Origin of the sequence: Actinoplanes missouriensis 431 (assembly GCF_000284295.1) — a bacterium.
GTDB lineage: Bacteria > Actinomycetota > Actinomycetes > Mycobacteriales > Micromonosporaceae > Actinoplanes > Actinoplanes missouriensis.
Genome location: NC_017093.1, coordinates 3,384,713 through 3,408,007, shown reverse-complemented (window position 1 = coordinate 3,408,007; position 23,295 = coordinate 3,384,713). Strand labels below are relative to the sequence as shown.

Here is a 23,295-nt window from a genome sequence, read left to right as displayed (position 1 = left end):
AGCTACCTCCATCACTGGGGGACGTTGTGCAGGCGGGCCTGCTTGTAACGGTCCAGAACTGCGACCGCTGACTGTTTCGACTTGGCCATCAGCAGGCTCGCCGACTCCTCGCCGACGAACCGGGCGCAGACGAACCGGTGTGCGTCGTACACCTCGGCGTAGGCCCGGCGGAACGTCGCCCGCATCTCGGTCAGCGCGGGGTCGACGCCGGCCAGCAGGTCGCGGGCCGCCGCCAGGTTCGCGATCAGGTGCTCGTGGTCACGCCAGTGCAGGCCGCTCATGCCGGGCGGGGAGTGCGGCGGCATGAGCGTCGGGCGCACCACGGCGTCGTAGTCGGCGATGCTGAAGTCGCCGGCGAAGCGCAGCGCGACCTCCGACGCCCGCATCAGCAGGATCGCCCGTTCGAGAGCGGCGACCGGCTGCCGGTCGCCGGCGCGCAGTTGCCCGGCCAGTTCGCCGGACGCCTGCACCAGCCCCTGGATGAGCACCATGAACAGGCGGTGGCCGCGTACCCAGCGGCGCAGCGCCGCGGACGGCGGCTGGTCGCGGCGCCGCGGCATCGGCTGCCACTGCTGCGCGAGCCGATCCTGCGGCGGCTGCTCCAGCATGACGCCCAGTGCCTCGCGCAGCGTCCGCCACTGCTCACCGGTCAGGTCGGTGCCACCCTCCGAGGTGTCGGCGAGCAGCGCCTCGTATCCCTTCAGCACGGTGTGCACGAACAGCGCCGGCCGGTCGCCGTCCACCCGGACGATGCCGAACGCCTGGTCATTGTCGCGGTTGCCGGCCGACTCGGCGTCGTCCGGGCCGTCCACGACGGTTCCGGCGGCCATCGGCACCGCCGTCACCGCGGCGCGGACGGCGTCCAGGGCCTGCGCGTCGTCGCGGTGGCCGATCGCCGGCGACAGCACACCACCGCGGGTCCGCAGGTATCCGGCGACGGCCGCCGGTGATGGGAGATGCTCCGGGCGCAACAGGTGGAACAGCGGCTCGGCGGTCACCGCGCGACCTCCCGTACGGTGGCCGACACCGGCGGCAGGAAGCCCACGTCGACCAGGTAGGCCAGGCACTGGTGTGCCATCCGCTCGGTCATCGGCGGACAGGCGACATCGCTGCCGGCCAGCGCGTCGAGGGTGTTGCGGCACTCCAGCGACGGCTCCAGGTCGGCGATGAACGCCGGGTCCAGGGACGGCTGCGGATCGACGACAGCGTCGCGGATCAGGGGCACCAGCGGGTACAGCGGGTGATCGGTACCGACCTCCAGTGCACGGCGGCGGGCCTCCTCGAAGGGGACGATGTCGAAGTCGTACCCGAAGGACTGAATCCATTCGCAGAACCGCCGGATCGATACCGGCGCCGGGTTGAACAGGTGGAACACCTGCCCGGTGGTGCCCGCGCGCTGCGAGATCGCGACGATCGCGGAGCTGACGTAGTCGACCGGCACCGTGTCGAAGATCCGCGGGTAGTCCGGCAGGATCCGCATCGGCAGATAGCCGCGGAACGCCACGAGCAGGTAGTCGCTGGTCTGGGTGGCGCCGGTCGAGGTCTGCGACATGATCAGACCTGGGCGGTAGATGCTGACCGGGACGCCGCGCTCCCCCGCCAGGTAGACGATCTTCTCGGCGACCCATTTGCTGCCGGTGTACCCGCCCGGCACCTCGACCGGGTTCAGCAGCGGGCTGGTGTCCTCGATGAACGGCCGGGACGTGTGCGTCGCCAGCAGCACGTCGATCGTCGACACATAGTGCACGGCCTTGAGCCGCTCGGTGCAGGCCAGCCGGAGCACCTCGTGCGTGCCGCCGACATTCGCGGCCCGCAGCGCCGAGTACGGGTAGACGAAGTTGACCATGGCCCCGTTGTGGTAGATCACGTCGAGGTGACCGGCGAGGTGCTGCCAGGTCGTGTCGTCGAGGCCGAACCGGGGCAGTGCCAGGTCACCGGCGAGCGGCAGGATCCGGGACCGGTGCCGTTCGTCCCAGATCAGGTACTGCCGCATCGCCTTCTCGATCCGCTCCAGCGCGGCCGGGCCGTCGGCGGCGCGGACCAGGCAGTACACGTCCGCCGTGGTGCGGCTGAGCAGGTCCGCCAGCAGGAACGCGCCGAGGTATCCGGTGGCGCCGGTGAGCAGGACCGCCTCCGGGTCGAGGTGGCGGGCCACCGGGAGCCCGGCCGGGTCGATGTCGTCGTCGAGGCGGGCGTCCTCCTCCAGGCGGGTCGCGTGCTGCTGCGACATCACGCCCTCGATGCCGGCCCGGTTGTACTCCTGGATCACCGCGGCGACGCCGGCCACCGTCGGCACCCGGAAGAACTGGTGCACCGGGATCTGGAGCTCGTACTGCGCGAGCAACCGCGAGGCCAGCCGGGCCAGCATGATCGAGGTGCCGCCCCCGTCGAAGAAGTCGTCGTGCACGCCGAGCCGTTCCACGCCCAGCACCTGCGCGAACGCGGTGGCGACGTCCTCCTCCAGCGGGGTGCGCGGCGCGACGGCGTCAGCGGCGACCGGCGCCGGCTCCGCGTCCGGTAGCGCGCGGCGGTCGACCTTGCCGTTGGCGGTCAGTGGCAGCACGTCGAGGGTGGTCCAGACCGACGGCACCATGTACGCCGGCAGCACGTCGGCGACGAAGCTCGCCATCTCGTCCTGCGCGGGCGGCCGGGCCGGGTCCGCGGCGACCACGTACGCGGCGAGCCGGTTGTCGCCCTGCGGGTTCGGCCGCGCCACCACGACCGCGTCCCGGACGCCCGGGACCATGGCGAGCACCGACTCGATCTCGGCGAGCTCCACCCGGAACCCGCGCACCTTGACCTGCTGGTCGACACGGCCGAGGAACTCGATGGCGCCGTCGGCGCGCCACCGCCCGACGTCGCCGGTGCGGTACAGGCGCCCGCCCGGCTCCGCGGAGAACGGGTCCGGGATGAACCGGTCGGCGGTCAGGCCGGGCCGCCGGTGGTAGCCCCGCGCCAGGCCGACGCCCGCGACACAGATCTCGCCGGGCACTCCCGGCGGAACCAGGGCGCCGTCGGGGTCGAGCAGGTAGATTCGCAGGTTGTCCACCGGCCGGCCGATCGGCGCGGCCTGCGGGTCGTTGCTGCGCGGGCACTGCCAGAAGGTGGCGTCGATGGTGGTCTCGGTCGGCCCGTACAGGTTGGCGAGGCCGGCGTCGAGGCGCTCGTAGGCGGCGCGCTGCAGGCCGGCGGTCAGCGGCTCGGCCCCGGACAGCATCCAGCGCAGCGAGGTGCACTCCCCCATGGCCGGGTCCTCGAGCAGCACCGCGTTGACCGACGGCACCGCGCCGTAGACGACAATGCGCCGATCGCGGATCAGCCGGACGAGCGCACCCGGGTCCAGCTGCTTGGCGGGCGGGCTGATGACGCACTCCGCGCCCACCATCAGCGGCCAGAACGTGGCCCAGACCGACGGATCGAAGCTGAACGGGTGGTTCTGCAGCACCGGGTCACCGGGGCGCAGCGGCCAGGTGCGCTGCCGCCAGGTGAGGTTGTTGACGACGCCCCGGTGCGCGACCAGCACGCCCTTGGGCAGGCCGGTGGAGCCCGAGGTGTAGATGATGTAGGCGAGCGCGCCGGCGCCGACCTCGACCGGCGGCCGGGACCGGGGCTGGGCGGCGATGCCGGCGTAGTCGGCGTCGAGCAGCAGCGTCGGCACGGTGTCGGCGGGCAGCCGGTCGAGCAGGGCCGACTCGCTCACCAGCACGGTGCTCTCCGAGTCGGTGAGCATGTAGGTGAGCCGCTCCGCCGGGTACTGCGGGTCCAGCGGCACGTAGGCGGCGCCGGCCTTGAGGACGCCGAGCATCGCCACGACCATCTGCGACGAGCGGCGCAGGCAGAGCGCGACCCTGTCCTCGGGTTTCACGCCGAGTTCGAGCAGCCGGTGCGCGAGCTGGTTGGCGCGCTCGTCGAGGTCCTGGTAGCGCAGTTCCTCCTCCTGGTCGCTGACGGCGACCAGGGTGGGCGTGATGGCGGCCTGCCGGGCGATGAGCTCGTGCAGCGGCTCGTCCGGGAATGCCGCCGCCGTCGCGTTCCAGCCGCCACGGATCACGGCGGTCTCGGCGGCGCTCGCGAGCGGCGCCACCCGTACCTCGGTGGTGCCGTCGCCGGAGAGGCAGGCCAGCATCGCCTGCAGATGGGCCAGCATCCGCTGGCAGGTGGCGGCCTCGAACAGGTCGGCGTTGTAGGTCAGGACCAGCTGCCGGCGGCGGCCGGTGAGCAGGGTCAGAGCGAGATCGTACGGCGTGGACAGTCCCGGGGGGACAAGCGTCTCGGCGCTGAGCTCGGCCCCGTCACCGGCCTCGACGGCCTCCCGCTCGGCGAACAGCGCCTGGAAGAGCGGGGTACGGCTGACGTCGCGCACCGGGTCGAGGGCGTCGACGACCCGGCTGAACGGCATCCGGCCGTGGGTGGCGGCGGCGCGGCGGGAGCGGTCCACCTGCTCCAGCAGCTCGCCGGTGGTCAGCCCGGCCGGCAGCAGGGTACGGATCACGACGGTGCCGGCGTGCGGGCCGAACTCCCCGGTGGCGCCGGGCGCCCGGACACCGACCGCGACCTCGTCGAGCTGCGCGTACCGGCTGAGCACCGCCTGCCAGGCGGCGAGGACCACGGTGCCCGGGGTCGTGGCGTACGCCAGTGCCGCCTCCTCGACGTTCGCGGCCAGGGCGTCCGGCAGGTCCGCCGACACGGTTCCGCACCGGTGGGTCTTGATCGCGGGGCGTGGGTGGTCGGTGCGCAGGCGCAGGGCCGGCACGCCGTCCAGGGTCTGCTCCCAGTACCGCAGGGCGACGCCGGCCTCGGGGGTCTCGAGCCACTCCCGCTCCCGCTGCACCGCCGCACCGAAGCCGTCGGCCTCCGGCGCCTCGTCGGCGCCGCCGAGCAGCGCCCGGTACCGGGTGAGCAACTGCCGCAGCAGCACGTCGGGCGACCACTCGTCGGCGATCGTCTCGTGCAGCGCCAGCAGCAGCAGGCAGGTGCCGTCGTCGATGCGGCCCAGCACGGCCCGCAGCAGCGGGCCGGTGGAGACGTCGAACGGGCGGGCGATCTCCCGCACGCAGAGGTCGTCGAAGGCGGATTGCCGGGCGGTCGCGTCCGGTCCGGGCAGGGCGGCGACGGTGATCGCCAGGTCGGCGACGCTGCCGATCACCCGTACCGGACGGCCGGCGATCTCGTGGAAGGTGCTGCGGAGCAGCTCGTTCGCCGCACCGAGTGCCGCGAGCGCCTGCTGGAGGGCGGCCTCGTCGAGCGGGCCGGTGAGCCGGTACAGGCCGGCGATCACGCCCGGCGCGGCCTGGTCCAGGGTGTGCAGCATCCAGGCGCGCTGCTGGTCGGCCAGCATGGCGCCGGGCCGGCCTCCGTTGCGGGAGAGTCTCTCCGCCAGTGCGCGCCGGGCGGCTTCGAGTTTGGCGTCGTCGTCGTTCATCGGTTGTGCTCCCCTCGCTGGGCCGTCAGTGACGGATCGGCCAGCATCGCGTCGAACTGCTCACCCGAGAGCCGGGCGAGGTCGTCGAGCAGACGGTCGGTGTCGGCGCCGGTGACGCCCCCGGTGGCAGCGCTGCCACCGAGGGCGCGTTCCACCCCGGCCGCCACGGCCTCGACCGTCGCGTCCAGAAAGACGTCACGAATCGGCACGTCGACGCCGAATTCGTATCTGAGCTGATCGGCCATGCGGGCGACCAGCAGGGAATGGCCGCCGAGGTCGAAGAAATTGTCGTGCAAACCCACCCGGGCCACACCCAGCAAATCCCGCCACACCGCGGCAACCCGGCGCTGCACCGGCGACACCGGCTCCACAAAACGCGCCACCACACCCTGCGCAACATCAGCAGACGGCAACGCCCGCCGATCCACCTTCCCATTCGGCGTCAACGGCAGATCCGCCAACACCACCCACCCCGAAGGCACCATGTAATCCGGCAACCGCCCCCGGCAGAACTCCCGCAAACCCGCCACCAGATCCCCACCCTCAGAACCCACCGACGGCACCACATAACCCACCAACCGGGCACCCGCACCCGATCCCGCAACCACCACCACCGCAGCACGCACCCCCACATGGGCCCGCACCACCGACTCCACCTCACCCAACTCGATCCGGAAGCCCCGAACCTTCACCTGATGATCAACCCGACCCACGAACTCCAAACACCCATCAGAACGCCACCGCACCACATCACCAGTGCGATACAAACGCCCCCCACCACCACCGAAAACATCCGGAACAAAACGCTCCGCCGTCAAACCAGACCTATTCCAATAACCCCACGCCACCCCCGCACCACCAATAAACAACTCCCCACAAACACCCACCGGAACCGGCGACAAACCCGCATCCAAAACAAAAACCCGGGTATTCGCCACCGGCCCGCCCACCGAGACCGGAACACCGGCGGAAAGGGGTGCAGCGGTGGACCAGATGGTGGTCTCGGTGGGTCCGTAGAGGTTCCACAGCCGGGCCCCGGCGTCGCGCAGCCGATCGGCGAGATCGTCCGGCAGCGCCTCGCCGCCGCACAGCGCCACGAAGCCGCCGGCCGCGGTCCAGCCGGCGTCCAGCAGCATCCGCCAGGTGGCCGGGGTCGCCTGCATCACCGTGGCGTCGCTGCTGCCGAGCAGGGCAGCCAGCTCCGTGCCGGACCGGGTGGTCTCCCAGGGTGCGATGGTCAGCCGCATGCCGAGCACCAACGGCAGGAACAGCTCCAGCGCGGCGATGTCGAACGACGGCGTCGTCACCGCTACGAGGGTGTCGTCCCGGTCGACGGGCAGCAGGTCCTGCATGCCGGTGAGGAAGTTCATCAGGGCGGCGTGGCCGACCATGACGCCCTTCGGGCCGCCGGTGCTGCCGGAGGTGTAGATGACGTAGGCGAGGTCGCCGGGGTGCGGCGAGTCGTCGGCCGGCTCGGCCTCTCCGGCCGGCACGGGCTCCTCACCGGGCAGCAGCACGAGCACCGGCAGGCCGCCGGCGAACATCGCCGGGCCGTCGGTCACCACCAGCGACGGGGCGGCGTCGTCGAGGACGTGCCGCAGCCGCTGGTCGGGATGGTGCGGATCCAGCGGCAGGTACGCGGCGCCGCAGGCGAGCACGGCGAGCAGCGCCGCCACCAGGTCGGGTCCGCGGTCGACGCAGACCGCGATCCGGTCGCCGCGTCCGACGCCGCGCCGCCGTAGCGCCGCGGTCAGGACCTCGACGCGTTCCTGCAACTGCCGGTACGTCAGCTCCTGGTCCTCGAAGCGGACGGCGACGGCGTCCGGGTGACGCCGGGCCTGCTCGGCGACACGATCCGGGACGGTCCCGGCCGCCGGCGGCGGGGTGGCCGTCTGGTTGACGTCGACCACCAGCGTGCGGCGTTCCTCGGCGGAGAGCAGCGGCAACTGCTCGATCGCCATCTCGGGGTCGCCGGCGATACCGTCGAGCGCCGCGACGAAGTGCTGCTGAAGGCGGCGCACCGTCGACTCGTCGAACAGGGCGCTGCGGTACTCCAGGACGCCCTGCACCCGTTCGCCGTCCTGTTCGAGGAAGAGCGACAGGTCGAACTTGGCGGCGCCGAGGTCCTCGGGCACCGGGGTCAGCGTCGCGTCACCCAGCGCGGTCCGGCCCAGCGTGGTCTCGTGCAACCCGAACATGACCTGGAACAGCGGGTTGCGGTCCGGCGTGCGTTGCCGGTGCAGCGCCTCCACCAGCGACTCGAAGGGCATCTCGCCGTGTGAGTACGCCTCCAGGCAGGCGGTGCGGACCCGGCGCAGGACCTCCCGGACCGTCGGCCGCCCGTCGAGGCCGGCACGGATCACCACGGTGTTGGCGAAGAACCCGATCATCGATTCCAGTTCGGGCAGCGGCCGGTTCGCCAGCGGGGTGCCGACACCGAAGTCGTCCTGACCGGCGTGCCGGGACAGCACGACCATCCACGCGGCGAGGGTGGCCATGTAGAGGGTGACCCCCTCGCGGCGTGCGGACTCGTGCACCGCGCGGACCAGCTCGACCGGGATCGCGAAGCGTAGCGTCGCGCCCTGGAAGGTCTGGATCGGCGGCCTCGGCCGGTCGGTCGGCAGCGCGACCAGGTCGGGCATGCCGTCGAGCTGCCGGGTCCAGTACCGCTCGTCGGCGGCGAGCCGGTCGCGGCGGTCCGGCCGGCGCACCCAGGCCGCGTAGTCGGCGAACCGCAGCGCCGGCTCGGTGACGGGACCGGCGGCGCCGGCCAGGTGCAGGCGGTACCGCTCGGCGAACTCACGAACGAAGATCTGCACCGACAGGCCGTCGGCGACGCTGTGGTGCGTGGTCACCGCGAGCAGGCTCTCCCGCGGGCCGAGCCGGACCAGGGTGACCCGCAGCAGCGGTCCCCGGTCCAGCGCGAACGGCCGGCGGGCCTGGTCGCGGACCACGGTACGAGCCGCCCGGGCGCGTTCCTCAGCCGGCAGGGCGCGCAGGTCCGCGAGTCCGATCACGACGGCCGTCGACGGGTCGGTGATCTGGCGCAGCTGGGCGCCGGTCGGCACGAAGCGCGAGACGAGACCGTGGTGAGCGGCTGTCACGTCGTTGACCGCCCGCTGCAGCGCCACCGGGTCGATCGGCCCGTCGACCTGGAACGTGCCGTGCAGGTGGTAGGCGAGCCCGGCGTCAGGGTCGAACTGCTGGAGGAACCAGAGCCGTTCCTGGCCGTCGGTCGCCGGTGACTCGTACGGGCCGGAGGCAGGCCGGGGCTGTGCCCGGATGGGTTCCGGCGCCCGCACGCCGCCCGGAACGCCGCGAGCCTGCACGGCGTCGGCGAACCCGGCGAGCCAGGGATGTTCGAAGATCGCGTCGACGGGCATGTCCACACCGGTCTCGGCGCGCAGCCGGGCGACCATCCGGACGGCGAGCAGGGAATGGCCGCCGAGGTCGAAGAAATTGTCGTGCAAACCCACCCGGGCCACACCCAGCAAATCCCGCCACACCGCGGCAACCCGGCGCTGCACCGGCGACACCGGCTCCACAAAACGCGCCACCACACCCTGCGCAACATCAGCAGACGGCAACGCCCGCCGATCCACCTTCCCATTCGGCGTCAACGGCAGATCCGCCAACACCACCCACCCCGAAGGCACCATGTAATCCGGCAACCGCCCCCGGCAGAACTCCCGCAAACCCGCCACCAGATCCCCACCCTCAGAACCCACCGACGGCACCACATAACCCACCAACCGGGCACCCGCACCCGATCCCGCAACCACCACCACCGCAGCACGCACCCCCACATGGGCCCGCACCACCGACTCCACCTCACCCAACTCGATCCGGAAGCCCCGAACCTTCACCTGATGATCAACCCGACCCACGAACTCCAAACACCCATCAGAACGCCACCGCACCACATCACCAGTGCGATACAAACGCCCCCCACCACCACCGAAAACATCCGGAACAAAACGCTCCGCCGTCAAACCAGACCTATTCCAATAACCCCACGCCACCCCCGCACCACCAATAAACAACTCCCCACAAACACCCACCGGAACCGGCGACAAACCCGCATCCAAAACAAAAACCCGGGTATTCGCCACCGGCCCGCCCACCGACACCGCGACATCGGGGATCAGCCGGGCGGCGGTGGAGTAGGTGGTGGTCTCCGAGGGGCCGTACAGGTTGTAGACGGCGCGGTCGTGATCGGTCGCGGCGCGGACCCGCTCGACCAGTTCGCCGGCGAGCGGTTCGCCCGCGAGGTTGACGACCCGCACGGTGGGCGGCAGACCGTCGGTGTCGAGCAGCTGCTCGATCGCCGACGGCACGGTGTTGACCAGGGTGACGTCCTCGCGGCCGGGCAGGTTCGCCAGCTCCAGCGCGTTCTCCGCGATCATGACGGTGCCACCGCAGGCGAGCGGGGCGAAGATCTCGAAGACGGACAGGTCGAACGTCACCGAGGTGGCGGCGAGCACGCAGCTCAGGTCGCCGGGCGGGAACTCGGCGAGCGCCCAGCCGACCAGGTTGACCGCGGCGGAGTGCGGGATCGCGACACCCTTGGGACGCCCGGTCGAGCCGGAGGTGAACAGGACGTACGCCAGATCGGCGGGCCGGGCCGGCGACCCGGCCGGCGGCGTCACCACTGACGGCGTCTCGGCCGGCGGTGTCACCACTGACGGCGTTTCGGCCGGCGCTCCCGGGACCAGGACCGGCAGCGAGCCGGGCAGCCTGTCGCGCAGCCCCTCGTCGACGAGGGCCAGCGTCGCGCCGGAGTCCGCCAGGATGTCCGCGGTGCGCGAGCGCGGGTAACGAGGGTCGAGCGGCACGTACGCGGCCCCGGCCTCCAGGACCGCGAGCAGCGCGATCACCAGGTCCGGGCCGCGTCGCAGGAAGACAGCGACCCGGTCGCCGGGCTCGACGCCCCGCGCGCGCAGCCGTGCGGACAGCGCTGACGCCCGATCGCGCAACCCGGCGTAGGTGACGAGGGTGTCGCCGCGGCGCAGCGCCGGGGCGTCCGGGGTGCGGGCGGCCTGATCCCAGACGAGCTCGTGCAGGGTCCGGCCGGAGGGCAGCGGCGTCGCGGTGTCGTTCCAGGTGTGCAGGATCAGCCGCTGTTCCGCGTCGGTGAGCCCGGAGAGCCCGCTCACCCGTACCGCCGGGGTGTCCAGGACGTCGCGCAGCAGCGCCGCGAAGCGCTCGCCCAGGTTCGCGGCGATCGCCGGGTCCAGCCGCGCGGGGTCGTACTCGATGCGCCCGGCGATGCCGGCCGCGGTGGTCGCCACCGCGAAGGTGAGATCGAACTGGCTGTCGGTCGCGGGCAGCGGCACCGGCGCGGCGGGCAGGCCGGCCAGGTCGAACCCGGCGTCCTCGGCGTCCACGGCGAGCCCGGCCAGCGCCGCGGATCCCCCCTGGAGCACGAACATGGTCTGGAACACCGGGGTGCGACCGGCCGCCCGCTGCGGGCTGAGCCGTTCCACCAGCACCGGGAACGGCAGCGACCGGTGGTCGAGGGCCTCGCGCAGCTGCCGGGCGGTCGCGGCGAGAAGGTCCTCGAAGGTCGGTGAGCCGGACAGGTCGCTGCGGATCGCCACCGGGTTGACCGCGTAGCCGACGACGTCGCGGCGGCCGGGCTGGTCACGGACCGCCACCGGGGTTCCGACAATCACGTCGTCCTGCCCGCTCAGCCGGTGCACCAGGGCGGTGTAGGCAGCGAGCAGCACGGCGAAGGCGGTGGTGGAGCGGCGGGCCGCGAAGTCGCGCAGCTGCTCGGCGAGCTCGCCACCGACGGCGAACCGCACGAGACCGGGCCGGTCGCCGGAGTCGCCGGACGCGGGCACGCTCGCCGGCGCCGGCAGTGACAGCACCGGCAGGGGTCCGGCGAGCCGGGTGCGCCAGTGCGCCCAGTCGGCCTCCCAGACGCCGGTCTCGCCGTGCAGCCGCTGCCAGCGGGCGAAGGCGCCGAAGGAGGGCGCCGGGGCGAAGCCGGCGGTCCCGCCGGATCCGGCCGCCCGGTAGGCGGCGCCGAGTTCGGCGACGAGCACGGTGAGCGAGATCAGGTCGACGATCAGGTGGTGGGCGCCGAGCAGCAGGACGTGGTGCCCGGACTCCTCGCGCCACACCCGGACCCGCAGCAGCGGGCCGCGTGCCAGGTCGAACGGCTCGGCCGCGGCGCGCCGCAGCTCGGCCGGCAGATCCGCGCCGGCCGCGTCGGCCACCTCGACGTGCGCGCGGGCGTCGGTGAACGTCGCGCGCGGTTCGTCGCCGTCGGCCGGAAAGCAGGTGCGCAGGATCTCGTGCCGGTCGACGACCGTGTCCAGCGCGGCGCGCAGGGCGTCGAGGTCCAGGTCGCCGCCGAGCCGGACTGCGCGCGCGACGGCGTAGGCGGTGCTCGCCGGATCGCGCTGCTGGAGGAACCAGAGCGCCTTCTGTCCGTCGCTCATCTGCGGACCGGCGGTGTCGGCGGCCTCTGCGGGCGGTGTGGACGGCGGCCGGGCGCTCAGCGCGGTGGCGATGTCCTCGGCAGTGCCGGTGAGCAGCTCCGAGACCGGGATCTCGACGCCCGTGCTCTCCCGCAGACGGTCGGCCAGCTCCACGGCGCCGAGCGAGTCGAGTCCGAGCGTGGTCAGGGGCGCGGTCACCTCGATCCGCTGCGGCGCCGTGCGGATCTGCTCGGCGAGCAGAACGACGATCAGGCCGCGTACGTCGTCGACGCGCTGCTGCCCGGTCGAGGCGCTCCACGCGTCGCTGTCGAACGCCGCGCCGCTCCCGTCCTGCGGTTCGGCGGCCGGGCCCAGCCTCGGCAACCGGCCGGCCAGGTATTCGTCGCGGCAGAGCAGCCGCTGGATCTTCCCGCTCGAGGTCTTCGGGACGGTTCCGGCCGGTACCAGCACCACGTCGTGCGGCGCGATGTCGTGCTCGGCGACGACCGCACGCCGGACGGCCTGCTCCATCTCCGGGCCGGCGTCGTCCTCGTGCTGCCTGCCGACCTCCTGCACGACGACGAGCGCCTCGCCGCCGCCGGCGCGGATCCCGAAGGCCGCGACGCCGCCGGGCCGCAGTCCGGGGTGGCTGGTCTGCGCGGTCAGCTCCACGTCCTGCGGGTAGTGGTTGCGGCCGCCGATGATGATCAAGTCCTTGCGCCGCCCGGTGACGAACAGTTCGCCGTCGTCGAGGAAGCCCAGGTCGCCGGTGCGCAGCCAGCCGCCGTCCCGGGTCTCGCCGTCCCGGTTCTCGCCGTCCCGGCCCTCGACCGGCCCGGCCAGCCGGGCGCCGAACGTGTCGCCGCCCTCGCCCTCGTCGCCGTCGCCGTCGGGCCGCCAGTACCCGTCGGCCACGCTCGGCCCGCGCAGCCAGACCTCGCCGACCACGCCGCCGGGAACCGGGGTGCGGGTCTGCGGATCGACGACGAGCAGCTCCTGGTCGGGCGCCGCGGTGCCACAGCCGACGAGGGCGCGCCCGCCACCGGCGGGGACTCCGCGACCGGCGGTGAGGTCATCGGCGGAGAACTCGCGGATCACCGGAGCGTCCACCCGGCGCCCGCCGGTCGCGATCAGGGTGGCCTCGGCGAGCCCGTAGCAGGGATAGAGGGCCTCGCGGCGGAAGCCGAACGGGGCGAACGTCTCGGCGAAGCGGTCCATCGCGGCGGCCCGGATCGGCTCGGCGCCGCAGAACGCCACCTGCCAGCTCGACAGGTCGAGCCCCGCGGTGTTGTCCTCGGTGGCCCGGCGGGCGCACAGCTCGTAGGCGAAGTTGGGTCCGCCGCTGGCGGTCGCCCCGGTCTCGGAGATGGTCCGCAGCCAGCGCATCGGGTCGGAGAGGAACGCCATCGGCGACATCAGGGTGACCGGGAACCCGCCGTGCACGGGCCCGAGAACCCCGCCGATCAAACCCATGTCATGGTACGGGGGGAGCCAGATCACGCCACGGCTGCCGGCGTCGAGCTCGAAGAAGTCACTGATGAGGCCGAGGTTGTGCAGCAGGTTCGCGTGGGTCAGGCGTACGCCGCGCGGATCGGTGGTGGAGCCGGAGGTGTACTGCAGGAACGCCAGGTGCCCGCCGTCGACCGGGACCGGCGTGACGTCGGTGTCGTACTGCCCGAGCTCGTCGCAGCTGATCCACTTGGTGGCGGCCAGCTCCGGCGCCTGCTCGGCGAGCATCTCACCGGCGAACGCCGCGATCACGCCGGTGGTCAGGACGCAGCGGGGCTCGGCGTCCCGGGCCACGGCGCGCAGCCGGCGCACGCCGCGTTCCCAGCGCTGGGGGTCGGGCGGATAGACCGGCACCGCCACGACGCCCGCGTACAGGCAGCCGAAGAACGCCGCGACGTAGTCGGTGCCGGGGGCGAACAGCAGCATCGCCCGGTCGCCGGGCCGCACGCCGCCGTCTCGCAGGGCGGCGCTGACCTGAGCGGCGCGCTCGTGCAGCTGCTGGTAGGTGACCCTGGTCGTCGCGTCGGAGCCGCCGTCGTCCAGGAACGTGAACGCCTCGTGGTCGGCCTGCCGCTGCACCCGCAGGTGCAGGAGATCGGACAAGTTCGCCGGACCGCGGGCCAGACCGTACGGGATACGCATGCCGCCCCTCTCGTCGCCGCAGAGCGCACCGGCCGCGAGGTCGCCTGTGGACGGCGACGGTCGGCCGGGCTGTTCTCGACCCTAGGCAGCATGACTGGGGAAATCAACAAAATCTGTCAGGTCTACTCCACAAAATAGTCAAGCGTCGGTCAAGTCAGTTGCAGACCACTTGACGCAAAGAGTCGCCGAGGCTCCTCGCGGAACCTCGGCGACTCGGGGCGCACGGTCCGGACGGGGGACCGTGCCGTGCGCCGGCTCGACGGCCGGACGGTCAGGCCTGGTCGGCGGCCTGACCGTCATCGAGTACGGCCTGCACCTCGATCGACACCTGGACCTTGTCGCCGATCACGACGTCGCTGCCCGCCATCGGGATGTTGAAGGTGATCCCGAAGTCCGCCCGCGACAGCTCGCCGGTGGCCAGGAAGCCCGAACGCTGCTTGCCCATCGGGTCGCCGATCACGCCGATCGGCTCGACGGCCAGCTCGAACGGACGGGTCACGTCCTTGACGGTCAGCTCGCCGACCAGCACCGGACGGTCCCCGTCAACGCGCACCGACGACGACCGGAACGTCATGACCGGGAACTTCTCGCAGTCGAAGAAGTCCGGCGAGCGCAGGTGCCCGTCCCGGTTCGGGTCACGGGTGTCGACCGAGGTCATCTGCACCTCGACGACGACGGACGACTTCTCGACCTCCGGGTCCACGACCACCTGGCCGGTGAACACGGCGAACGAGCCGCGCACCTTGAACAGGCCCATGTGGCGCAGGCTGAAGGAGACCTCGGAGTGGGACGGGTCGATGTGCCAGGTGCCGGCGGCGAGACCGGTGGGCACGACGGACGCCAGAGTCATGTCATTGCTCCCTTTGCGACGGAGGACCACTCGCGGGCGCGTCGCCGCCGTCGGGCGGGCGCGGCACCGGGCAGACCAGTTGACTGTGAGACAGAAATTGTCCGGTTCAGCTGTGACGGGAGACTAACAGCAAATCCACTCCACAGTAAACCCGCGCAGCTCAAAGCCATGACTGCGCTTCACCCGAGAGCGTGACAGGAATCTTGACAGGGGTGCCTGAGGCCCGGTCAGCGAACGCCGACTGCCTGGTCGTACGCGTGCAGGGCCTCCTGCGGCTGACCCGCTGCGTGGAAGAGCCTGCCGAGCTCGCTCCACACCATCGCGGTCATCTGGGAGTGGCCGAACTGGGCCAGCTGCTGGGCGGCGTCGGCGTAGCAGGCGACGGCGGCATCCGCCGCGCCGGCCGCGAAGTGACTCTCCCCGAGGGCGATCCCGGCGTGGATCAGCTCGAAACCGCCCACCTCCGGGCCGCTGCGGGCCAGGGCGATCTCCGCCCAGCGCCGGGCGTCCTGTGCGCGCTGCTGGGCGAGCGCCACCTGGGACAGCTGCGTCTCGCAGCAGACCAGCGTGTTGAGATCGCCGAGGTGCTCGAGCTCGGCGCGCGCGTCGACGAGCAACTCCTCGGCGCCGGCCATGTCGGGCGAGGGCTGACGCAGTTTCAGCCACGCCAGCGACATCCGCAGCGCCGCCGACGAGCTCATCCCCTCGCCCTGCCGCATGATCCGGGCGGCACGCTCGGTGAGCTGCAGCGCCTCCAGCTCACAGCCCTCGCCGGCGGCGATCTGACCGGCCGCGGCGTAGGCGGCGGCCTGCTCCCGCCGGCTCCGGACCGGCTCGGTGCCGGCCAGCATGGCGGTGGCGGTGTCGGCGGCCGCCGTGATGTCGCCGGCGTCCGCGAGCCCGCCGACGACCACGCTGGCGAGCTGCACGTACTCCCGGAGGCCGGTCAGGCCCAGCTGCTCGATGCGCTCGAGCGCGGCCGCCGCCGTACGCCGGCTGTCGGCCGGCCGGCCGGCCGCGCGCTGCACCCGCGCCAGCGGGACGGTCACGGCCAGCGGCGGCTTCACCCGCTCGGCCGCGAAGTCGGCCGCCAGCCGCTCGAGCGCCGTCAGCGCGTCACCGAAGCGCCCGGTCATCTCGGCCGAGCCGGCCAGGCCGAGCCGGGCGCGCAGCACCCGCAGCGGATCGCCGAGCCCTTCGGACAACGCGTCCTCGAACAGCTTCGCGGCCTCCTCGGCCCGGCCCTCCTGCACGGCGATCTCGCCGAGCGCGACCAGCCGCGAGGCGTCGGCCACCACCAGCGTGTCACTGCCGTCGGCGAGCAGGGCGGGGTTGCAGCCCAGCTGCGCGGCGAGCGCCTCGACGGTCGCCTGGGTGGGCTCGCGGCGGCCGGCCTCGAGCAGCGAGACCGCGCTCGCCGACAGGGCGCCGCGCGCCAGATCGGCCTGGGACAGACCACGTCGCAGGCGTAGCGCCCGGAGACGGCGGCCGAACGCCGGCTGCCTCACCATGCCGACTGCCTCACCATGCCGGCTGCCTCATCATGTGGGACGACCTCTCCAGCCGTGGACGGGTCGTCAGACCCCGGGCGTCCAGCTTAGAGGCCTGCGTGTCACCGGAAAAGGGTGTCGTGCCACACCGCGCAGTGTTGCCGCTGTCATGGCAGGGCCTTTCACCTTCGCCGGTCCTCAGCTGCGCTGTCGCGCCCCTGACAGGTTTGATTGTCAAGTTTTGTCATCCTCCATTATGGTGGCCGGACAGCGCATCCGAACGTCGAGGGGACGACATGCGGAATCCTGCGGCACACGTCGGCGACTCCGGGTGGATCGAGGTGACCGGCGCCCGCACGCACAATCTGCGCGACATCGATCTCCGGGTGCCCCGCGGCGCGGTGGTGGCGTTCACCGGGGTCAGCGGAAGCGGCAAGACCTCGCTGGCGATCGACACCCTGCACGCCGAGGCGCAGTTGCGATACCTGGAGGGTCTCGCCCCGTTCGTCCGGCAGTACATCACTCCCCGCGACCGGCCTCAGGTCGACCGGATCACCGGGCTGGGCGCGACCCTCGCCGTTGACCAGCGCCACCTCAACCGCAACGCCCGGTCCACCCTGGCGACGGTGACCGGCATCGACGCGTACCTGAGTCTGCTCTTCTCCCGGGTGCTCGGGGAGGGTTCCGACGGCGCCGTTCTGGCGTCGGCGCACTTCGACCGGTACAGCACCGAGGGCGCGTGCCGGAGCTGCCGGGGCGCGGGGGCCACCCTGCACGCCGACCCGGATCTGATCATCACCGATCCGGACGCGCCCCTGACCAGCGGCGCGTCCACGTGGTTCGACCGCTTCCACTCCGGGGAGCAGGCCGCCGTGCCGTTCCTGGCCGAGCGGTTCGGCGCCGATCTCGCCAAGCCGTGGCGGGAGCTGCCCGAGGGTCTGCGCGACGCGCTGCTCTACGGCACCGGCGACGAGTCGATCTCGGTCAGCATCGACCTGCCGAACAAGAACTCCGACGCCGAGGTGACGTACCGCTGGAACAAGCCGCTGCGCGGCGCGGTCGCCGAGGTCGAGCGGTTGTTCTCGGCGGCCGGAACGGAGAACGCCAAGAAACGCTATCTGCCCTACATGCGCATGGTGGAGTGCCCGGATTGCGACGCCAGCGGTTACGGCGAGAGCAGCCGCACCCAGCAGGTGAACGGGCGCTCGTACGCGGACGTGGTCACCGGGACCGTCACCGACGCCGCGGCGTGGGCCGCCGGCGTGACCGACGGGCTGGACGTGACCCGGACCGAGATCGCCCGGGTTCTGCTCCCCGAACTCGGCGGGCGCCTCGACCTGCTGGTCCGGCTGGGCCTCGGGCACGTGCAGCTGAGCCGGCCCGCGCCGACGCTGTCCGGCGGCGAGCTGCAGCGCGCCCGGGTCGTCGGCCAGCTGGCCAGCGGGCTCACCGGCATCGTCTACGTGCTCGACGAGCCGACGTGCGGGCTGCACCCGGCCGACAAGGAACATCTCTCCGAGATCATCCGCGGCCTGCGCGACGCCGGCAACACGGTCCTGCTCGTGGAGCACGACACCGACCTCATCGCCGGCGCCGACTGGGTGGTGGAGATCGGTCCCGGCGCCGGTGAGCTCGGGGGCCGGCTCGTCGCGTCCTGCCCGGCCGGCGAGTTCGCGGCACAGCCCGGATCGCGCACCGCGCCGTACCTGACGACGACCGGCCCTCGGGTCGAGCGGGCGCGCCGGACACCGGGCGACGACTGGCTGGTGCTGCACGACCTGCGCAGCCACAACGTGCGCATCGACCGGCTGGCGCTGCCGCAGGGCGTGCTGACCTGCCTGACCGGGGTGAGCGGCAGCGGCAAGAGCAGCGTGCTGCACGACTGCGTCGCCGCCGGGACGATCGCGGCGATCGAGGGACGGCGCATCCCGGCGGTCGGCCGGGTCGACGGCGCGGACGCGTTCGGCTGGGTCAACGTCGTGGACCAGGATCCGATCGGCCGCACGCCACGGTCGAACCCGGCGACGTACTCCAAGGCCTTCGACGCCATCCGTACGCTGTTCGCCGGCACTGACGCCGCCCGGCTCAAGGGCCTCAACGCCTCGTCCTTCTCGTTCAACTCCGGCGGCGGGCGCTGTGAGGCCTGCGCCGGGTACGGCCGCCGCTCGGTCGACATGCACTTCCTGCCGGACGTCACGGTGACCTGCGACGAGTGCGACGGCCGCCGGTTCGCCGCCGACGTGCTCTCGGTCCGCTATCAGGGCGTCACCATCGACGAGGTGCTCGCCCTGACGGTCGACGAGGCGGCGGCACTGTTCACCGATCCCGCACCGCTCGCCACGACCCTGGCGACACTGCGCCAGGTGGGCCTCGGTTACCTCCAGCTCGGACAGAGCTCCACCGAGCTGTCCGGCGGCGAGGCACAGCGGCTCAAGCTGGCCGCGACGATCAACCGTGGCGCGCGCGGCAGGCGTCCCGGCCTGGTGCTGCTCGACGAGCCGGTCACCGGCCTGCATCCGGCGGACGTGGCGCGTCTGGTCGAGACCTTCGACGCGATCCTGGCCGAGGGCAGCACCGTGATTCTCGCCGAGCACGATCTGCACGTGGCGGCGGCGGTGGACTGGATCGTCGACCTCGGGCCGGGCAGCGGCGCCGACGGCGGGCGGATCAGCGCGCAGGGCACCCCGCTGGAGGTGGCGGCGTCGGACAGCCCGACGGCGCGCTACCTGCGCAAGGTGTTGTCCTGACCCACGGCGAGGCGGGGGAAACGAACCGCGCCCGGCGTAGGCCGGGCGCGGCGGGACACCTCGGGCGTACCCAAGGAAATCAGGTGTTGGCCGTGGCGGGCTGATCGGCCGAGGCGGCCGGTGCGGTCCGGCCGGGCGTCAGCCACAGCGCGAAGATCACGCCGAGAACGGGCAGCACCAGGCCGACGAGATAGCCGAGCCGGTACCCGTCGATGAGCGCGTACGGATCCGAGGTCGTCGGATCGGGCAGCACCGCCGCGGCGATGGTGGCCAGCACGGCGAACCCGACCGCGCCACCGAGCTGCTGGGACATCGTGACCAGGCCGCCGGCGAGGCCCTGCCGGTCGTCGGGGACGCCGTGGGTCGCCGCGCTCGTCGCCGGCGCGAACGCGAGGCCCTGACCGATGCCGAGCAGGAGCAGTCCCGGCAGCACCGTGAGCCAGTAGTCGCCACCGACCCGCATCGCCATCAGGCCGAGGATGCCCAAGCCGGTGAAGATGGCGCCGGTCACCAGCAGGGCGCGGATCCCGAAGCGGTCGGTCAGCCGGCCGGTCATCCCCGAGATGATCAGGATGACCACGGTGACCGGCGCGAACGCCAGACCGGCCTGCAACGCCGAGAAGTTCAGGACGTGCTGCATGTAGAGGGTGGAGAAGAAGATCGCGGTCATCACCATGACGCCGTTGACGATCGACAGCAGGTTGCCGCCGACCAGGCTGCGGTTGTCGAAGATGTCGAACGGGACCAGCGGATCGGGGTACCGGCGCTCGTGCCGGGCGAACACCGCCAGCAGGATCGCGGCCACGACGAACACCCCGAACACGACCGTGTCGGCGCCGTGGTCGGCGATGCGGCTGACACCGAACACGGCGAACAGCAGGCCGAGGGTCAGCGTGACAGCTCCGGTCGTGTCGAGGCGGTCGCCGGACCGCTCGCCGTCGCGGGCCAGCAGCAGCGGCGCGACGAGACAGGCGATGATGCCGATCGGCAGGTTCACCAGGAACACCCAGCGCCAGCCGAGGCTGTCGGTGATGACGCCGCCGATGAGCTGCCCGGCGATGGCGCCGCCGGATCCGACGGCGCCCCAGAGGCCGAGCACGCGGTTGCGCTTGCTCTCGTCGGCGAAGCTGGTCAGCAGCAGTGACAGGATCGCGGGCGAGACCAGGGCGGCGCCGACGCCCTGCGCACCCCGCGCCGCGAAGAGCTGCCACGACTCCTGCACGGCGCCGCAGAGCAGCGAGCTGACCGTGAAGACCGCCGTGCCGATGATGAACATCCGGCGGCGGCCGAACAGGTCGGCGATGCGGCCGGCCGCGACCAGCAGGCCGCCGAACGTCAGCGTGTACGCGGTGGAGACCCACTGCAGGTCACCCGCCCTGATGCCGAGGCTCTCCTGCATGCTGGGCACCGCCACGCTCACGATGGCGACGTCCAGGATGAGCATGAACTGGACGATCAGCAGGACGCCTAGGATCAGCCGTTCCCGAGTCGCCAGCGAGGCCCGCTGAGCCATGGCTTCCCCCTGTCATCGTATTGACTTCGGTTGACACTATCGCTGTGACAGGCGCATGACAATGGAGTCACTCGGCTGGCGTCAGGCCCGCGGAGTCAGCCTCGCCAGCGGGAAGACCCGGTCGGTCCGGGCCTGGTACGCGGTGAAGAACGAGGCCAGCTCGGTGGCCTTCTTCCACAGCCGCTCCCGCTCCTCGCCCTCCACCACCAGCACGTCGACGTCGGTGGTACGGGCGCCGACCTGCACGGCCGCCGTCGAGGCGGCACGCAGGTTGCGGAACCACAGTGGCTCGGTCGGCTCACCGCCGAGCGAGCCGACGACGACGTACGAGCCGTCGTCCTCGAAGTAGATCACCGGCTTGGTGCGCGCGATGCCGGTGCGCCGGCCGTTGACGGTCAGCAACAGCACCGGCATGCCGAGCATGCTGTTCCACAGCCGGCCGCCGGTGGTGCGGTAGACCCGGACGTTGGCCCGGCTGATGAACCGGGTGAAGCGGTCTTTCATGGTGCCTGCCACGGGGTGACCTCCTGATGTGGTCGTACCGGCAGCGGCCCGGCGGCGGGTCGCTGCGAGACGGGGGCCGCTGGGATCGGGCGCGGCTCAGGAGCCTTGCGGCCGGCCCAGCCAGCGGATCAGCGCTTCGCGCAGCCCGGGCTCGTCGGCCCGGTCGGACGCCCACGCCACGTGACCGTCCGGGCGTACCAGGACCGCGGCAGGGATGTCGGCGCCGTCCAGCTTGGCGTGTGCGGTGATCAGGTGTCCCGGCCAGAGCCGGGCCGCCAGCGCCGCCAGCCGGCCGCCGGGCGTCCGGTCGACGAACACCGGCTTGCCGGCGTGCAGCAGCCGGAACACCGAGGTGACAGTGCCGGAGACGAGGATGAGCTGCGCGTCGGGCAGCCGCCGGCCCACCATCGGGTGATCGCCGGAGCCGTAGCGCACCTCGGTGCCGGCCATCTCGGTGACCACCCTGCGCTGCAGGTCCGGGACCAGCAGCAGCTGCTTGACCAGCCAGCGCGCCGACCGCATCAGCGGGCCGCGGGCGGTGTTGAACCGGAAGACGTTCTCGGTCTCCTTGAGCACCTTCGACGCCAGCGGCCGGAGCTCGCCCTCGTAGGTGTCCAGCAGGTCCGGCGGCGCCCAGCCGTGCACCGTCGCGGCGAGCTTCCAGCCGAGGTTCATCGCGTCCTGGATGCCGAGGTTCAGCCCCTGCCCGCCGGCCGGCGTGTGCACGTGCGCGGCGTCGCCGGCGAGCAGGACCCGGCCCACCCGGTACCGCGACGCCAGCCGCTGCTCGCTGCGGAACCGGCTGAGCCAGCGCGGGTCGTGGATGCCCAGGTCCACCCCGAGGATCTCCGCGGCGCTGCGCCGGATCTCGGCGAGCGTCACCGGCTCGGAGACCGGGACCTGCATCCGCTGGTGGTCCTGGATCATCAGGCGGAAGTGGCCGTCCGGGAACGGCATGACAGCGACCATCCCGCGGTGCGTGTGCCGGGCGAAGACCTGCTCGTCGGGGACGTGCGCCAGCTTGACGTCGGCGATGATCGCGGAGAACTGCGACGGCGTGCCGGGGAACGACAGGCCGAGCAGTTCGCGTACGGTGCTGCGCGCGCCGTCGCAGCCGACCACGAACGAGGCCCGTTCGGTGCGTTCACCCTCCGGATCCCGTACCCGGACGGTGACGCCCTCCTCGTCCGGGCTGAGCCCGATGACCTCGGTGTCGCGCTCGATGACAGCGCCCCGTTTGAGCGCCCAGGCCTCGAGCGCCTCCTCGGTGTCGACCTGCGGCAGGATCAGCATGTACTTGTGCCGGCTGTCGACGTACCGCGACATGTCGATGCCGCGGCCCTTGGTGCCCAGCGAGATGACGTGCGACGGCAGCCCGCGGGTCAGGAACTCGTCGACCTCGCCACGCATGTCGAGGATCTCGAGGCAGCGCGGGGTGAGCGCGAACGCCCGGGAGTGCGGGTAGCGCTCGGAGCGCTGCTCCAGGATGCGGCACGGCACGCCGGCGAGGCTCAGCTCGGCCGCCAGGGTCAGCCCGGCCGGACCGGCGCCCACGATGAGGACTGTCACGACGGCTCCTTCCATAGTGCGGTGGCGGTCGGCTGCGCGATCAGGCGCAGGAACCCGCCCGCCTCGGTCGTCACACTCAGCGGGGCGAGACCCGCGTCCCAGGCCATCTCGGTGATGTCGTGTTCGGTGTGGTGGCGCACCATCCGGCCGGCGAGCGTCAGCAGGACCGCTGTCGCCGGGTCCGGCGGGGCGTGCTCCACGACGACGACGAGGCCGGCCGGCGTCACCACCCGGGCGGCCTCGGCCAGCCCGGCACGCTGGTCGCTCCAGTGGTTGAACGAGGTGGTGCTCAGCACGAGGTCGGCGCAGCGGTCGGGGAACGGCAGGCGTTCGGCGGTGGCGACGTGCAGGGCGGCGCCGGAGAGCTGGGCGCCGGCCACACCGATCATGCGGTCGGCCGGGTCCACCCCGGACAGCCGGGCACCGGGCCAGTGGCGTGCGGCGGCCTCCAGCAGCGCGCCGGTGCCACAGCCGATGTCGACGATGTGCGACGGCTCGGCGCCCCGGGCGGTCACCGCCTCCAGGGCGAGGCGGTGCGCGATGCCGCAGGTGGCGCCGTGCCGCTCGTCGTAGATGTCGGCCTCACGGTTGAAGACGTCGACGAAACCCGGATCGCGCATG

The 23,295-nt window shown here is 72.3% G+C and carries 10 protein-coding genes; 1 reads left to right on the top strand and 9 read right to left on the bottom strand.

Annotated elements, in window-relative coordinates; all coding sequences use genetic code 11:
* Positions 1-11: 11 nt before the first annotated feature.
* The 5 genes from AMIS_RS15890 to AMIS_RS15870 form a co-directional block, all read right to left on the bottom strand.
* On the bottom strand, positions 12-998 hold the full coding sequence (locus AMIS_RS15890) for a hypothetical protein (RefSeq protein ID WP_014443349.1): 987 nt from the start codon (positions 996-998) through the stop codon (positions 12-14).
* Positions 995-5,422, bottom strand: coding sequence for a non-ribosomal peptide synthetase (locus AMIS_RS15885; RefSeq protein ID WP_014443348.1), 4,428 nt, complete (start codon positions 5,420-5,422; stop codon positions 995-997). Before AMIS_RS15885 ends, AMIS_RS15890 begins: the two co-directional genes overlap by 4 nt.
* Positions 5,419-14,001 (bottom strand): non-ribosomal peptide synthetase, encoded by an 8,583-nt coding sequence (locus AMIS_RS15880; RefSeq protein ID WP_014443347.1) that lies wholly within the window; start codon positions 13,999-14,001, stop codon positions 5,419-5,421. Before AMIS_RS15880 ends, AMIS_RS15885 begins: the two co-directional genes overlap by 4 nt.
* Positions 14,002-14,272: 271 nt before the next feature.
* Positions 14,273-14,851 carry a YceI family protein gene (locus AMIS_RS15875; protein ID WP_014443346.1) on the bottom strand — a complete coding sequence of 193 codons (579 nt, stop codon included), beginning with the start codon at positions 14,849-14,851 and terminating at the stop codon, positions 14,273-14,275.
* Between the two features lie 227 nt (positions 14,852-15,078).
* Complete coding sequence (locus tag AMIS_RS15870; RefSeq protein ID WP_014443345.1) at positions 15,079-16,362, bottom strand: helix-turn-helix domain-containing protein; 1,284 nt, start codon at positions 16,360-16,362, stop codon at positions 15,079-15,081.
* 275 nt (positions 16,363-16,637) lie between these two features.
* Between AMIS_RS15870 and AMIS_RS15865 the strand changes: the two genes are divergently transcribed.
* A complete protein-coding gene (locus AMIS_RS15865; protein WP_014443344.1) occupies positions 16,638-19,088 on the top strand; it encodes an excinuclease ABC subunit UvrA in 2,451 nt (816 codons plus the stop codon).
* A gap of 79 nt (positions 19,089-19,167) precedes the next feature.
* On the opposite strand, the gene AMIS_RS15860 is transcribed toward AMIS_RS15865, so the two are convergent.
* The 4 genes from AMIS_RS15860 to AMIS_RS40580 form a co-directional block, all read right to left on the bottom strand.
* On the bottom strand, positions 19,168-20,601 hold the full coding sequence (locus tag AMIS_RS15860) for an MFS transporter (RefSeq protein WP_014443343.1): 1,434 nt from the start codon (positions 20,599-20,601) through the stop codon (positions 19,168-19,170).
* Between the two features lie 81 nt (positions 20,602-20,682).
* On the bottom strand, positions 20,683-21,117 hold the full coding sequence (locus AMIS_RS15855; RefSeq protein WP_041829813.1) for a nitroreductase/quinone reductase family protein: 435 nt from the start codon (positions 21,115-21,117) through the stop codon (positions 20,683-20,685).
* An 84-nt stretch (positions 21,118-21,201) separates the two neighbouring features.
* Positions 21,202-22,674, bottom strand: a complete 1,473-nt coding sequence (locus AMIS_RS15850) for an FAD-dependent monooxygenase (RefSeq protein ID WP_014443341.1) — start codon at positions 22,672-22,674, stop codon at positions 21,202-21,204.
* Positions 22,671-23,294 carry a class I SAM-dependent methyltransferase gene (locus AMIS_RS40580; RefSeq protein WP_014443340.1) on the bottom strand — a complete coding sequence of 208 codons (624 nt, stop codon included), beginning with the start codon at positions 23,292-23,294 and terminating at the stop codon, positions 22,671-22,673. Before AMIS_RS40580 ends, AMIS_RS15850 begins: the two co-directional genes overlap by 4 nt.
* Between the last annotated feature and the right edge of the window lies 1 nt (position 23,295).